Origin of the sequence: Pseudomonas sp. St29, from assembly GCF_001547915.1 — a bacterium.
Lineage (GTDB): Bacteria > Pseudomonadota > Gammaproteobacteria > Pseudomonadales > Pseudomonadaceae > Aquipseudomonas.
The window spans coordinates 4910548-4925702 of the sequence record NZ_AP014628.1; the positions used below are offsets into that span (position 1 = coordinate 4910548).

The window sequence follows — 15155 nt, forward strand, 5'->3', positions numbered from 1 at the left end:
CCTTACCTACCTGTTTAAGATTGCGCCGCCCTTATGGCAGGGCAACTCCAATTGCTGGTAATACTCGTCATTCGAGGAGGGGGCGCTGGGCATACGATAAGAGGCCAGGCAACTCTGCCCTGCCCCCCACTGAATCAACAACTGGCCCTGACCTTCCAACCCCCGAACAAAGGCTCGGCCGCCCTGTCCGACCTGCGTCAACACCTCCCCATTGACACCGAGAACTTGCGCGCCCAAGGGAATCATCTGGCCATCATCGCGTACCAGTTTGAGCAGCACGGCCGTCCCCACCACGGTCGGATAACGCAACATGACCACCGCCCCCGCACGCGGAGCTGTCTGTTGCGAGGTCATCTCCAGCTCGACATCCCGGGAAGTGCCCTTAGGGTCCAGGGCCATATCGTTGCGTCGATAAGGCGTAAGTCCGGTCACGACTGCATAACCGTTATCAGCGATCCGCGTGTTGGCGTTACTCAGGACCTGGGCGCCCTTGGCCCCGGCGGCTTCGAGCACGGCCATGGTTTCGCCCTGCCCCGAAGTGGCGTTGATGCCGCCCGGGTGGGCGACCAGGGTGCCTTGCATGGCGAAGCTGGCTTGCTGATAGTTCTGGCCACGGCTGGCGCTCAGGTTGTAGTTGGCATGGGCCGCGTCATAACGCAGGTTGCCGCCATAGTTGCTGTTGCTTTGCCCCGCATAACGATCACGTGAACCGTAGAGGCTGTAACCGACCTGGGCGTTTTCGCCGAGACTGCCACTCAAGGAGCTATTGACGCCGTGATTGCCGCTGCCGTCGTAGTTGATGGACGAGCTCAGGTAGGGTGAATAGCGGCTGCGTCCCAGAGGCAAACTGATACTGAGCAGGTATTGATTGTCCATGCTGCCCCCTCCGCTGCGGGTGCGGGCGGCGCTGAAACTGAAACTCCCCCAGCTGTAACTGTTGGAGTACCCCACCTGATAGCTCAGATCCCGCCCCTGATCGCGACGCCAGTAATCCTGCGCCAGACCGGAAAAGTTCAGCTGCCCCATGCGCTCGCCTATCGGCTGGCTCAGGCTCAACTGCAGCCGACTGCGTTGCTTGAACGACCGGTCTTGCGACGGGCTGTCCCGCAGGCGAGCGTACTCGTCGAAGTTCAGATAACCCTCACTGGAGAACCGATAGGCCGCCACGCTGAAGTTGGTGGCAGTGGTTTCAATCAGCTTGTTGTACGACAAGCGCAGGCTGCGACCACTGAGTTGCGTGGGGCCGTCAGCCTCTGAATCGTTCAAGCCCGAGGCCTGGGAATGGGTCAGATCCAGCGCCACCGCTCCCAGGGAAGTGCTCAAGGCCACGCCGCCCTGCCACGCTCGATAATCCTGAGCCAGGATACTGCCGCCATAACCGGTCCACAGATTGGACAAACCGTACTGATAGGTTCCCTGAACAAAACCGGGCAGCGTATCCAGGCTGTCATCGCGGTAGCGGCCAGCGCTCAAGCTGAAGCGCGAACTGCCGGGTCGCAGTAACTGGGCCATCGAGGCATAGGGCACCACAAAACTTTTGGTCCGCCCATCGGCTTCGGTGATGGTGACATTGAGGTCACCGGCGTAACCGGCGCTGTTCAGGTCATCAATGGCAAACGGCCCCGGGGGCACCGTAGTTTCATGCAACAGGTTCTGGCCCTGGCGCACGCTGACCTTGGCGGTGGTATCGGCGACGCCACGCACCACGGGCGCAAACCCACGCATCGAATCAGGCAACATGCGCTCATCGCTGCGCAGTTGTACGCCGGTAAAGGAAAAACTGTCGAACAGACTGCCGGGGGTATAGAACTCCCCCAGGGTCAGCTGGGCCTGGGCCGCGGTGATATCGCGCTGCACATAGCTGCTCAAGGCGTTGTACTGGCTGCGACCGCCGGAACCTGACTGATCGTCATAACTGTAGGAGCCATTGTGTCGCAGGCGCCATTGGCCCAGGTTGAGCCCCGTATTGAGGCCGCTATAAAACTGGCGACTGCGCTGTCCGTTGCTACGGTTCTCGGACAGGTTGTTGCTGTAGCCGAGAAAGCCTGCATTGACCCCCGCATCCCACTCTTTGGACGACACATAACCGCGCTGGGTCCGGCTCAGGTACAACTGAGGAATGGACAGATCGGCGCGCAAGTCGGCCATGTCCACTTCCAGGCGCCCCTGAGGCACCATTTCGTCGGGCCCCAGGCACTCGGCGGCTCGGGCCCGGTTGGCCTGGTCCTCGGGCAACCGGGTGAAATCAACGCCCAGTTGCTCCAGCAAAGCGGGTGGCAGGCAGGGCTCGACCCTTGAACCATCGACCACGGTCCTGAGCAGAATCTCTTGAGTCCCAACCCGGTTTTGATTGAGATACACGTCAAGGCGATAAGTCCCGGGCGTCAGCGGATTACCTTGCTCATACCTGGACAGGTCCAGCGTTTCTCCACGACTGCTGCCAAAGAACGCCGGATTGAAACGAATCGGTTCGTCAGCCACGCTGACATCAATAACCATCCACGATCCGATCAGCGTCATGCTGCCCAGAATAAAACCATCACGCACAACCAAACATTTTCTAGAGCAAGCAAGTACGCAACTCATAACTAACGACAACTTTTTTGACAAAGCACTCATCTAACCTGCCCGAACAGTCAGTACGATGGGTCAATGACGAAAATACCGAGGCAAATGCCTCGGCACGAACATTAAGAAAGGGATAAAACCAATAACTTTCCTGGAGCACTTTACTATTGAAGCTTGGCCTCAACGCGCATATTGGTTCCAAAATCGTTGATCCATTCGTACATCACACCCACCCCGACATCCGAGGCTTTGGGTGTTTGTTCAAAAACAAAATCAGCAGATGATTTTGGAGCGACCATATGACTTTTTACTGTTAGAGCCCGACCATTGTTGAGCTTTAACTCAACCGACTTGAAAGACACATGAAAGGCTCCATCATTGTGCACCTGCAAGACAGTGCCCTTGCCAGACCTGGATAAATTCCAGCGCAGTTTCTCCGCACTTTCAGTGGAATTTCCCGGAAGATCCGCAGGGCGGAAAAACAACTTCAGACGCGTACGAAACGCCAGTTGCATGTGATTGCCGACCTGCGCACTCGCCAGTGGGGGTACATCCAGCACATTGAGCCAGAACACCGACTCACGATCCTTGGGCAAATGAGTTGACGGTATAAAGGCAATCCGCAGCGACTGCCCCTTGTCGGGATCGATCCGCACCATGGGCGGCGTCACCATGAAAGGTGTATCCACCTCATCCGGCTTGGCATCGACGCGGCCATCGTCGATCCAGGTCTGTACCAGCGCTGCTTGTTGCCCCTGATTGCTTAGCCTGAGAGAAACCTCGCGCTCCTTGGCTGGATAGACAATTCGCGTGGCATCAACCACCACGCTGGCCTGGACGGAGAGAGAGCACAGCAAAATAGCGATACAAGTGATCAGACGCGAAAAGAAACAACAAAACATGGGCTCTATCGCTCACAGGATTAAGCCTTGAAGCTCAGGCTTCAAGGCTTTGATTTCACTCGTAGACAAGGTCAAAGGTTAGTTCGGCTTTAACATCCCCTGCTGTCACCGGGACATCACCTGCCAAGTACCGAGCAGCTAGTACGAATTGCGCGGCATTTGCACTTACAGACAGAGGCGCAAAAAAGGGCTTACTAATAGAATCGAGCATTAGATCAATAGGTTTACTTTCATGATCAAGCAGTTGAATCATAGCCGTGGAACCATCGGGCACACTGTTTTTAAGGGCGCCTGTTTTATGGTCAACTTTAGAAAAATCAGGACTAAACATTCCTTTCAACTTAGTGCCATCACACCCCGACACGCTGATAAAAAAGACCTTTTCACCTGCGTAACCACCTGGTTCTTTAAGAGCCTCGGTACTAACAGGGTTCATTCCAATTTCATTAAGTCCGTCCACTTGACATGTTGTGGGCACGACCTTCCCCTCAAACTTCAACAGCACATCATATGCAAAAGCACTGTTTGCCGCGAAGAGTAGAGCCGATACAACACCAGCCGCCAAACGAAACTTTTTCATTTAACTCTCCCTTTAACCATCATCATGGCGTACTACCCAGCACCCCATTTAATAATCAATGCTACGTTCCAGGTCTGGAGTTTTGCGTGTATCAGTCCAGACCGAAGCGGATGCGATCATTACAGTCTGTTGTATTGGCTAACATCAGATGAATCCTAAAATCCAAGAAATTTCCCATTTAAAAGCGAGAAATCGACTAATCACCGAGAAACTTTTCCCAAGAAGAACGGGAAATACCTCAAGACAAATCAATGGCCTCATCTGTCGACAGGCAAAAAAAAACACCCCATCAGGGGTGTTTTCTTTATCAGCAAGGTCTTGCCAACGCTCTACAAGCGCCGACAAGTCCAAGGGTCAATCCGGCTTGCCGTTGACCACGCCGGCGGTGTTGTCGATCAGGCTCTTGGTCGCCGTCTGCAGGAAGGATTCCAGCTTCTGCTTGAGCTGCGCCTCATCGGCGGCTCCGGAAATCAGCTCGCCTCCGGGTGCTGCACCCAGTTCGTACTTGTACAGCCTGGGCGGCATTTCCTTGGGCAGGACCAGCACCCGATCCGCCGTCAGCAGCGCCACGGTCTGATCGCTACCCGACGGCTTGATCACGCCAAAGCCCTTGTCGCCTTCGGGCAGGTTGAGCAGGTCGCGCCCCCAGCACTGGTGCAACACATCACCACCGAGGCGGCCCATGATGGTCGGCACGATATCGATCTGCGTGCCCACGGTGTGGTCGCGCTGGCCGAACTTCTCCTGGATACCGGGTGCGATCATCAGCATCGGCACGTTGAAACGACCCAGGTCCATTTCCGTGATCTGTTGCTCATTGCCAAAACCGTGGTCGCCGACCACGACAAACAGCGTTTCCTTGAAGTACGGCTCCTTGCGCGCCTTCTCGAAGAACTGGCCCAGCGCCCAGTCGGAGTAGCGCATGGCGGTCAGGTGCTCGTTGAGGCTGCCACGGTCGGTGACCTTCTCCACGGGCAATGGTGTCGGCAACGCATAGGGGGTGTGGTTGGACAGGGTTTGCAACAGGGCGTAGAACGGCCCCTTGCCATCACGGGCCTTCAACTCTTCCAGGCCCCGGTTGAACATGTCCTGGTCGGACACACCCCAGGTCGGGTCGGAGAACACCGGATTGACGAAGTCATTGCGGCCGACGAAGTTGGTCATGCCCTGGTTGCCAAAGAACCCCGACTGGTTGTCCCAGGCGAAATCACCGTTATAGACATACACATCGTCGTACTTGCGGGCGCTGAGCAGCTGCGGCAAGCCAGACAGCTTGTGGCTGCCTTCCGGGGTCTGCATCAGGTACTCGAAGCCCGGCAGGTTGGGGAAGCAAGCCATGGTGGCGAACATGCCCTGGTGGGTATGGGTGCCGTTGGAGAAGAAGCGATCGAACAGCAGGCCTTCCTTCGACAGCTTGTCGAAATAAGGGGTGATCTGACCCGGACGCTCCAGAGCACCGACCGAGTGCCCGGCGAAGCTTTCCATCAGGATCACCACGACGTTCTTGATCGGCAGGGTCTTGTCCGCATCCGGGCTGTAGTTACGACGCACGGCGGCGATGTCCGCATCCACCAGCTTGTCGTTCGGCACCAGCAGCATGTCGCGTACGGTCTGCTGAGCCAGGGGCTGAGGCAGGGTGGCCTTCCAGATATTGTTGCGGTCTTCGGACAGGCGATCCTTGGCGGCCGCCATCAACTGCAGAGTGCCGTTGAGGCCCAGCTGGTTGGCGAAGTTCGACTCGGTGGTGTAGACGTCGCCCCAACGCATGGGCGGGCCCTGCCGCAGCGTGCCACGGGCGGCGACCACACAGATCAGCAGGCAGACCACGAACACCGCGATGCGCGCATACCAGGGCGCAATCTGCCGCGTACCGACATTGCCTCCGCTGAACGGGCCACGGGGCCGAGTGGCGCGGTCAGCGCCCTTGAATGCCAGGCTGAGAATCCAGGTCCCCACAGCCCAGGCCAGCAGGTAGCGAACCACCGGGAAACCGTACCAGAGCATGCTCATCACGGTTTTCGGATCTTCTTTCACATACTGAAAGACCAGGCCGTTGAGGCGCTGGTGGAATTCACGGTAGAAGTCCATCTCCATCAGGCCGAGGAACAGCGCGATGCTGGAAGTCACCGTCAGCCAGAAGCGCAACAGTCCGCGCGCCGCCATGGCCCGGGCACTGGTCAGCGCCAGGATCAGCGGAACGCTGAGATAGACCACCAGCCGCAGGTCAAAACGCAGCCCATTGGCGAACGCCTCAAGGAAGGTCGAAGCCGGGGTGTCGAGAATCATCTCGCGGTTGTAGATCAGCAGCGCAACGCGCAACAAAGAGAGCATCACCATCACGACCAGCGCACACAGCAGCGTGTAGGCCAGATGGGATTTAACGGTCGGTTGCAGCAGGCGATTCGAGGATCGCTGCTGACTCAGGGCATCCGAGTTTGCCATGTCGTTTTAGGACCCATTGGAAGTTTAAGTTGCAAAGAAAAAGCGGCGTTCTGCCCTCTTTTTGTCGCCAGGGCGACGGGGATTACGCGGTGCGCAGATGTTGCACGATCACTGAAGGCATTGCCATTGATTAGTGGGCACTACCGACCAGCCCACCTCCTACGGCTCTGGAACAACAGATGGCGGGGATTGACACCAGGGGAAAAACGCCGGCGAATTGTCTTTGAGGCTTTGTGAAAATTTCGTTTAACGCATGTTTAGTCACACAAAAAGGGCCTGACGGCCCTTTTCTTCATCTTGCAACCTTCACGGGTCAGAGCCGCACATTGCCTCGCGGCCCGGCAATGGCCCAGATGATCAACCCCAAAACCGGCAGGAAGATGATCAACAGCACCCACAGGATCTTCATCCCGGTTTCGGCGCCACTTTTCAGCACGTTGATGATGGCCCAGATATCCAGGGCCAGAATGATCAGGCCAATCAGGCCATTGAAGGTGGAACCCATGGTGTCGCTCCCAAATGATGGTGTGCCTCCTTAGGATAGCCGCCCACCTTCGGGGTTCCCCTGTATTGCACGGAGACCCGCTCAGACGTGCACGGCAATCTTCAGCGCTTCCAGGGCCGGCGCCGCGGCGATCCCGACCTCGGCACACAGCTCAAGCACTCGCGGCAGGTCATGGCCGTAGACCAGCACCATCTGCAGCTCGTCATCGAGCAACTGGCTGAAATTCATCAGCACATAGCCGCCGTTTTCCGGGTTCATGCTGCCCATCTGGATCTGGATGCGGTTCAAGGCCGTCAGGGCTTCGATCTTCGCCAGCTGCTTGGGCTTGATGTTGAAAGGCACGTCCTTGCCGAAGGAAGCGACGATCTGTGCAAACAGATCGACATAAGTGTCGGCCTGAAACAGCACGGTATCGGGCAAGCTGCCGACCACCACCCACTCGCCCAGGGGAATGGGGAAGCTGTCGTCATAGTTGATGTCCGGGTTGGCCGCCAGGAACGCCTGGGGATCGGCGTAGGCCTGGGCTGCTTCGTCGGCGATCTGCTGGATCTCGGCGTCGCCCATGCACCCGGAGCTGATTTTGCTGATGAGTTCGATAAGGGCGGTTTTCATGGGCACATCCTGCAGGCAAGGAAATTCGAGGGCGCGAAGGATAGCCTAAAGTGCGCGGCCAGACCTACGCCTGTGAGGCGCACCCGGCGCCCTCGCCCCTCGGGCCTTGACGGCTCAGGCCAGGAGTTTTTCCAGCTGTGCGGCGGTGTCCACCGCGCCCATGGTCCTGGCGGCTTCCAGGGCACTGACACCATTGCTGTCGCGCGCCTTGGGATCGGCGCCCTGGCTGATCAGGTAGGTGACGATTTCGCAGCGGTTGAACATCGCCGCCATCATCAGCGCAGTACGCCCGTCAAAGGACGAACCTTCCACTTGCGCGCCGCCCTCCACCAAGGCCTTGACCACCGCCAGGTCGCCCTTGAAGGCAGCGCCGGCTATCGGGCTCTGGCCATTGTCGTTGCGAATCTCGGGATCGGCGTTGTGCTTGAGCAGCACCTGCACGGCGTCGACATGCCCGTGATAGGCGGCCAGCATCAGCAAGGTGTCGCCCTTGTGGTTGCGCAGGTTGACCGGCAGGCCACTGGCCGCCAGCTTGTCGAGCATCTGTGCGTCACCCTGACGGGCCACGTTGAATACCTGTTCGACAAACTGGGCGGCCTCTTCTTCAGTCATCTGGCGGCTTTTGTCGGTCATCGGAAACTCCAGGTTCGGCAAATCGGAAAGGCGCTAGTGTCCCCAAGCCGGCCGCGGCCTGTCATCCCTTTTTTCCCAAGAAGCGCCATAGACACAATCAATAACGCAGGCGTCCGGCCTGAATGTCCGCCAGAATCGGCGGGGTCAGCCGCACGTAAGTGTCCGACCCCGGCAACCAGGCATAGATCGGATCATCGGCCACCTGCTCCAGGTCGAATGCCTGCTCCTTGAGGCGGCTTTTCTGATATTTGAACGTGCCGGTGGTGTCCATCTTCACCTTGATCCGCAGAAACAGCGGCACGGCATACGCCGGCATCTGCTGCCGGGCAAATTGCAACAATTCGCCGAAATCCAGGGTCGCCAGGGACTCCGCGGGCGTGATCGCCACCATCCCCGCCCGGCCGTTGGTGTTATGGATTTCAACGCCATAGGCCACCACTTCGGCAATCTGCGGATGCCCCAGGAGAATGTTCTCCACCTCGGTGGTGGAAACGTTCTCGCCCTTCCAGCGATAGGTGTCCCCCAGCCGATCGACGAACTGCACATGGCCAAACCCGATGTCGCGCAGCAAGTCACCGGTGTTGAAGTAGCAATCGCCCTTCTCGAACACATCCTTGAGGATCACCTTGAGGTTCTTTTCCGGATCGGTGTAGCCATCCAGCGGCGCCTTGTCGTCGATCTTCGCCAACAGCAGGCCCTGGCCGCCCTTGGCCACCTTCTGCATGAAGCCCTGGCTGTTGCGCAATGGCGCCCCGGTGTCGTGGGCATATTCCACCAACGCCCAGGGAATCAGGGAAAACCCCACCGTGTTGTCGAAGTTGAGGATATTGCTGAAGCCGATATTGCCGTCGCTGGCCGCGTACAGCTCACAGACATGACCGACGCCAAAACGCTGCTTGAACTCGCTCCAGACTCCCGGCCGCAGGCCGTTGCCGATCATCTTCAACACACCATGCTCGGTGTCCTGCGCACTGCCTGGCTGATCGATCAGGTAGCGACACAGCTCACCGACATAGCCCAGGGTCGTCGCCTTGTAGCGACGCGCATCGTCCCAGAACTGACTGGCGCTGAACTTGCGGCGAATGGCGAATCCCGACGCCCCGGTGATGGCCGAGCCCCAGCACACGCACAATCCGGTGGCGTGATACAGCGGCAAGGTGCAATACACCACGTCGTCGGGTTGCATATCCAGGGCGATGGTGCCGAAACCGGCGGATGTGCGCATCCAGCGCCCATGCTTGAAGATCCCCGCCTTGGGCAGGCCCGTAGTGCCGGAGGTATAGATATAGAAGCAGGGGTCATTGAAGAAGATCTGCTGAGTCTGCTGCAGATTGTCGGCGGGATAACCGGCACTCTCGCCCATCAGGTTGAGCATCCCGTCCGGGGCAGTGCCCGGATCGGCGAAGGTGTCCTGATCGGCCACGAACCAGGTGCGCTGCGGGTCGATCCCCACCTGCTCGCGCACCGCCCCGTAGGCCGCCAGCAACTCACCGCCCAGCATGATCCCCGCCGGCCTCACCAACTCCAGGCTATGCGCCAGCACGCTGTGGGTCTGAGCCGTGTTGAGCATCGCGCAGATCCCCCCGAGCTTGGCCACCGCCAGCACCGTGACCAGCAGTTCCGGGCGGTTCTCGATGAAGATTGCCAGCACATCGCCCTTGCCGATGCCTCGATCCTGCAGGTACGCGGCGATACGGTTGGCCCACTGATTGACCTGGGAATAGCTGAGGATCCGATCGCCATACAACAAGGCCGGCCCATCGGGATTGCGCCGGGTCGCCTGCTCGAAGCTCCAGCCCAGGCCACAGGCCTGATCAGGCTTGTCGATATTTCCCGCCCTGACGCCGCGCACCACTCGCGGCAGCGCCCTGGCAATCGAAGGCAGCTTACGCAGCATCATGCCCCAGGTGATCATGTCGCTCTTGTGCTTGTTCATGCTTGCTCCGGTTCGAAGACAACAGTCTGTGCCCCGACCAGACGGGTCGGGCGTGACAAGGGCCGGAACCGAGCTCAACCGGGCGCCGCGCCCCGGGTGTCGGCAACGGGCAAGCAGGGACGGTAGATGGCTCCCGGGGCGGGACAGAGAAAAGACAAGCGCGGCGCTGCTGACAGCACCGGCATCGATGCGGTGGGACCGTTCATGGAGGGCGTCCTGGTATTTTTATTATCTGGCGGGCTGGATCGCCAAGATCGCGCCCCACCATTCCATGTCGCAGAAACGCCTCTCAACGGTCTTCGGCAAGGTGCCAAGGCCGACTTGAAACGGCGTGACTGGCTGGAAAATACGTCAGCCGTCGCGAGACTGTACACGGGGTTTTTGCAAACTTTTGTATCTCTGCGGCGGGATTCGGCAGAGGCCTGAAACCTTGCATCAGCGATTGAATTTTCCGCCGCAGCCTGTGGTCACACCTCTGTACCTACGCCCGCCCTGCCCCGCCGCCAACCTGCAAAATGCAGGATGCACGATGGCCTTTCATGCAATTTGCACGAATCAGGATTTCAATGAAAAATATAACTCATTGATTTAAAAGGATTTTTTAAAATATCAATACTGGCACAATCGCTGCACCTATCCGTTCACGCTTGCCCTTCAAGAGCTAACGGAGCTGATAGACATGAGCCTGATCCAAGAAAAATTCTCCTCCCTGTTCTCCAACTTCGAAGTCACCACCCAGCCTCGTCCCGACGGCGGCATCCTGCTGACCCTGCGCAACAGCGAAGGCAAACAGTTCAAGCGTTCGATTTCCTACGCGCAGCTGCATGCCGCCGACCAACTGTCCTGGGTCATCAGCGCGATTCGTCGGGATCTGGCCGAACAGGCCAGTGAGCTGCCTCAGATTTCCATGCTGCAAAGCCAGAACCGCTTCGCCCTGCCGACCTACCACAGCGCGTAAGCCTGCTGCCATGGTTCGACTGGCCGGCCCACGTTGCGTGGGCCGGCCTGCGGTCGTTGTTCCCCGCGCCTAGTCGTCCAGCCGCGGGAACTGGCTGGCGATGGGATCGCCGGTCGGATTGGCAACCCAGCCTTGCGGGTTATTGAATAGGCGGATGGCCACCAGATTCGGCTCCTCGCCCATATCGAACCAATGCGCAGTGCCCGCAGGCAGCGAGATCAGGTCATTTCTTTCGCAGAGCACGGCATAGACGTAGTCGTCGATGTGCAGGGAAAACAGACCGCGTCCGGCCACGAAAAATCGCACTTCATCCTCGCCATGACGATGTTCGTCGAGAAAGCTGGCGCGCAGCTCGGCTTTCTGTGGGTGGTCGCGGTTGAGGCTGATCACGTCGACGCTGAGATAGCCCTGCTCGGTCATCAACCGGTCGATCTGCTCGCGATAGGCGTCGATCACCTCTTGCTGGCTGGCGCCCGGCACGATGCGGGTGGTGGCGGGCCAGCGCTCGAAGCGAATGCCCTGCTCGGCCAGGGTCGCCGCGATATCGTCGAAATGGGTCAGAACCTTGTTCGGCAGGTCCGGGCTGGATACGTGGTAGACGGACAGGCTGCTCATGACGGCAACTCCTCTTGCATGCGGGTGGCAATGATAACGGCTGCGGCCATGGCGGCGACGCTGGCAATACTAAAGGTCAATGTGGCGCCCAGGACGTTCCAGCTGTAGCCGGCATACAAGGCCCCCAGCGCACCACCGGTTCCGGCCAGGGCGGCATACAACGCCTGCCCCTGGCCTTGCTGGCGCGCACCGAAACTGCGTTGGACAAAATGAATGGCCGCGGCGTGAAAACTGCCGAAGGTGGCCGCGTGCAGCACCTGCGCCAACAACAGCACCCCGAGATACTCCGCCAGACTGCCCAGCAGCAACCAGCGCAGCGCCGCCAACAGAAAACTCGCCAACAGCACCCGACGCACGGAAAACCGCGCGAGAATCCGGCTCATGGCCAGGAACATCAGCACCTCGGCCACCACTCCCAGGGCCCAGAGCATGCCGATCAAGCCGCGGGTATAGCCCAGGCGTTCCAGGTGCAGAGTCAGGAAGGTGTAATACGGCCCGTGGCTCATCTGCATCAGCGCCACGCACAGGTAGAACGCCAGCACACCGGGACCGCGCAACTGCTGGAGAAAGCCGTCCCCGGCCAGACGCGACCCCTGGACCACGGGGCGGGCATTGGGCACCCACAGGCTGCTGAGCACGATCCCCGCCATGATCATCACCAGCGCCACGGGATAGATATCCAGGCTCAGCCACTCGAACAGGCGGCCCATCGCGACCACCGTAAGGATGAAACCGATGGAGCCCCAGAGACGGATCTGGCTGTAGCGAGAGGCCTGCCCTTGCAGATGCGCCAGGGTAATCACCTCGAACTGAGGCAGGACCGCATGCCAGAAAAAGGCATGCAGCGCCATGACCATCGCCAGCCAGGCGTAGCTCTTGCTGACGAAGATCAGGGAGAAACAGACCAGGGTACAGAACGCGCCAAAACGCACGATTGCCAGGCGCCGGCCGGTGTAATCACCGAGCCAGCCCCACAGGTTGGGCGCCACGCAACGCATGAGCATGGGAATGGCCACCAGCTCGCCGATCCGCGCGCTGGAAAAACCCAAATGATCGAAATACAACGCCAGGAACGGCGCGGTCGACCCCAGCAGGGCGAAGTAGAACAGGTAGAAACTGGAAAGCCGCCAGTACGGCAGCGCCGCCCCGGCCATCAGGCCGTGGCGACTGGCAGAACCGCCATTACAGCTGACCCAGTACCGGCGTGCTGACGCGCACGTCGGCATTCTGGCCGCGGTGACGCAGCAGGTGATCCATCAGCACGATGGCCATCATCGCTTCAGCGATCGGCGTGGCGCGAATGCCCACGCAGGGGTCATGGCGGCCCTTGGTGATCACGTCCAGCGGGTTGCCATCGATGTCGATCGAGCGCCCGGGCGTGGTGATGCTGGACGTCGGCTTGAGAGCCAGGTGGGCGATGATCGGTTGCCCCGAGGAAATGCCCCCCAGAATGCCGCCGGCGTTATTGCTGAGGAACCCTTGCGGGGTCAGTTCATCGCGGTGCTCGGTCCCGCGCTGGGCGACGCAGGCGAAACCGGCGCCGATTTCCACGCCCTTGACCGCATTGATGCTCATCAACGCATGGGCCAGCTCGGCATCCAGACGATCGAAGATCGGCTCGCCCAGGCCCGGCATCACGCCTTCGGCCACCACGGTGATCTTGGCTCCCACCGAATCCTGATCTCGACGCAACTGGTCCATGTAGGCTTCAAGCTCCGGAACCTTGTCCGGATCGGGACTGAAGAAGGCGTTGTCCTGCACCGAATCCCAGGTCTTGAAGGGAATCTCGATCGGCCCCAGCTGGCTCATGTAGCCGCGGATCACGATGCCCTGAGTGGCCAGGTATTTCTTGGCAATGGCTCCGGCCGCCACGCGCATGGCGGTTTCCCGCGCCGAGCTGCGACCGCCGCCACGGTAGTCGCGAATGCCGTACTTGTGGTGGTAGGTGTAGTCGGCGTGAGCCGGACGGAACAGATCCTTGATCGCCGAATAGTCCTTGGACTTCTGGTCGGTGTTGCGGATCAGCAGGCCAATGGCGCAGCCCGTGGTCTTGCCCTCGAACACTCCGGAAAGGATCTCGACCTCGTCGGGCTCCTGGCGCTGGGTGGTGTGCCGACTGGTGCCGGGCTTGCGCCGATCCAGATCACGCTGCAGATCCTCCAGGGACAGCTCAAGACCCGGCGGGCAGCCGTCGACAATGGCGACCAACGCCGGGCCATGGCTTTCGCCCGCGGTGGTGACAGTGAACAGCTTGCCGTAGGTATTGCCGGACATGCGGGGAGCTCCGTGAAATCAGCCGAAATAACTCAATCAGGATTACTGAAGGGCGCAAGTATACGCAGGCTACCCAACTAGTTCATCCTCGAACCTTCTGCCGCTGCCTGAGTCCAACTGGCACCTTATCCATGATGGCGTGATGATGCTGCGAGCCCTTCTCTTGAGCCTTTCCCTGTTCACCGGCCTGGTCCAGGCGACCGTCCTGCAACGCCCCGTCAGCCTGGACACCGGCCACGGCGAGCTGTATGGCTCGTTGCTGCTGCCCAAGTCCGAGCAACCCGTGCCGGTGGTGCTGATCATTTCCGGCTCGGGCCCCACCGACCGCGACGGCAACAATCCCGACGGCGGACGCAACGACAGCCTCAAGCGCCTGGCCTGGGTCCTGGCCAAGCACAACATTGCCAGCGTGCGCTACGACAAGCGCGGCGTGGCGGCCAGTCTCGCGGCGACCCCGGACGAACGCAACCTGACGCTCGATGCCTACGTGGCCGACGCCGTGGCCTGGGGCAAGAAGCTCAAGACCGACCCGCGCCTGGGCCAACTGATTGTGCTGGGCCACAGTGAGGGGGCGCTGATCGCCAGCCTCGCCGCACCGCAACTGGATGCCGCGGGGGTGATATCCATCTCCGGCACCGCCCGGCCCGTGGATCAGGTCCTGCGCCAGCAATTGAGTTATCGCCTGCCACCCGCACTGATGGTGCGCAGCAATGAACTGCTGGACAGCCTCAAGGCCGGCCAGGTGGACAGCGATGTGCCGCCGGCCCTGCAAGTGATCTTCCGCCCCAGCGTACAGCCCTATCTGATCACCCTGTTTCGCGAAGACCCGGCCGCCGCCTTCGCTCGCCTGAAAATGCCGGCGCTGATCATTCAGGGCAGCAACGACATCCAGGTCAGCGTCGACGACGCCCGGGTGCTCAAGGCGGCGAAACCCGACGCCCAACTGACCCTGATCGACGGCATGAACCACGTCATGCGTATCGTGCCCAACGATCTCAAGCGCCAACTGGCGTCCTACAGGGACCCGCAACTGCCCCTGGCGGCAGAACTGGGCCGGTCGATCATCAGTTTTATTGACGGACTTCACACCCGTTAGGCTGTTTTTACCCTCCAGTCCTGAAAAAAACGGC

Annotated in this window: 14 protein-coding genes; 3 read left to right on the forward strand and 11 right to left on the reverse strand. The window is 59.8% G+C overall.

The window, feature by feature from the left end:
* Positions 1-6 precede the first annotated feature (6 nt).
* From PST29_RS21575 to PST29_RS21605, 8 genes are all read right to left on the reverse strand, one after another.
* On the reverse strand, positions 7-2499 hold the full coding sequence (locus PST29_RS21575) for a fimbria/pilus outer membrane usher protein (RefSeq protein WP_159426287.1): 2493 nt from the start codon (positions 2497-2499) through the stop codon (positions 7-9).
* 233 nt (positions 2500-2732) lie between these two features.
* Positions 2733-3470, reverse strand: a complete 738-nt coding sequence (locus tag PST29_RS21580) for a fimbria/pilus periplasmic chaperone (protein WP_060844320.1) — start codon at positions 3468-3470, stop codon at positions 2733-2735.
* 55 nt (positions 3471-3525) lie between these two features.
* The gene (locus tag PST29_RS31955) at positions 3526-4050 is read right to left on the reverse strand and encodes a fimbrial protein (protein WP_148659669.1); all 525 of its coding nucleotides are present in this window, start codon (positions 4048-4050) and stop codon (positions 3526-3528) included.
* Between the two features lie 354 nt (positions 4051-4404).
* Positions 4405-6492, reverse strand: coding sequence for an LTA synthase family protein (locus PST29_RS21585; protein WP_060840476.1), 2088 nt, complete (start codon positions 6490-6492; stop codon positions 4405-4407).
* A 313-nt stretch (positions 6493-6805) separates the two neighbouring features.
* Complete coding sequence (locus PST29_RS21590) at positions 6806-6997, reverse strand: PLDc N-terminal domain-containing protein (protein ID WP_060840477.1); 192 nt, start codon at positions 6995-6997, stop codon at positions 6806-6808.
* A gap of 81 nt (positions 6998-7078) precedes the next feature.
* Entirely contained in the window at positions 7079-7609 is a 531-nt protein-coding gene (locus PST29_RS21595) for a hypothetical protein (RefSeq protein ID WP_060840478.1), read from the reverse strand.
* Positions 7610-7723: 114 nt separating this feature from the next.
* Positions 7724-8242: an ankyrin repeat domain-containing protein gene (locus PST29_RS21600; protein WP_060844321.1), complete on the reverse strand. Its 519-nt coding sequence runs from the start codon at positions 8240-8242 to the stop codon at positions 7724-7726.
* Between the two features lie 97 nt (positions 8243-8339).
* Positions 8340-10178 carry a long-chain-acyl-CoA synthetase gene (locus PST29_RS21605; RefSeq protein ID WP_060844322.1) on the reverse strand — a complete coding sequence of 613 codons (1839 nt, stop codon included), beginning with the start codon at positions 10176-10178 and terminating at the stop codon, positions 8340-8342.
* 126 nt (positions 10179-10304) lie between these two features.
* Between PST29_RS21605 and PST29_RS31960 the strand changes: the two genes are divergently transcribed.
* Both PST29_RS31960 and PST29_RS21610 read left to right on the forward strand, forming a co-directional pair.
* The gene (locus PST29_RS31960; RefSeq protein WP_060840481.1) at positions 10305-10604 is read left to right on the forward strand and encodes a hypothetical protein; all 300 of its coding nucleotides are present in this window, start codon (positions 10305-10307) and stop codon (positions 10602-10604) included.
* A 253-nt stretch (positions 10605-10857) separates the two neighbouring features.
* The gene (locus PST29_RS21610) at positions 10858-11136 is read left to right on the forward strand and encodes a DUF3509 domain-containing protein (protein ID WP_019093389.1); all 279 of its coding nucleotides are present in this window, start codon (positions 10858-10860) and stop codon (positions 11134-11136) included.
* A gap of 69 nt (positions 11137-11205) precedes the next feature.
* Here the strand turns inward: PST29_RS21610 and PST29_RS21615 are convergent, their stop codons facing one another.
* The 3 genes from PST29_RS21615 to aroC are packed head-to-tail and all read right to left on the reverse strand — an operon-like array spanning position 11206 to position 14025.
* Positions 11206-11751: a 1,2-dihydroxy-3-keto-5-methylthiopentene dioxygenase gene (locus PST29_RS21615; protein WP_060840482.1), complete on the reverse strand. Its 546-nt coding sequence runs from the start codon at positions 11749-11751 to the stop codon at positions 11206-11208.
* Complete coding sequence (locus PST29_RS21620) at positions 11748-12905, reverse strand: MFS transporter (protein WP_060844323.1); 1158 nt, start codon at positions 12903-12905, stop codon at positions 11748-11750. Before PST29_RS21620 ends, PST29_RS21615 begins: the two co-directional genes overlap by 4 nt.
* A gap of 28 nt (positions 12906-12933) precedes the next feature.
* Positions 12934-14025 carry a chorismate synthase gene (gene aroC, locus PST29_RS21625; protein WP_060844324.1) on the reverse strand — a complete coding sequence of 364 codons (1092 nt, stop codon included), beginning with the start codon at positions 14023-14025 and terminating at the stop codon, positions 12934-12936.
* Positions 14026-14167: 142 nt separating this feature from the next.
* Between aroC and PST29_RS21630 the strand changes: the two genes are divergently transcribed.
* Entirely contained in the window at positions 14168-15121 is a 954-nt protein-coding gene (locus PST29_RS21630; RefSeq protein ID WP_060844325.1) for an alpha/beta hydrolase, read from the forward strand.
* Positions 15122-15155 lie beyond the last annotated feature (34 nt).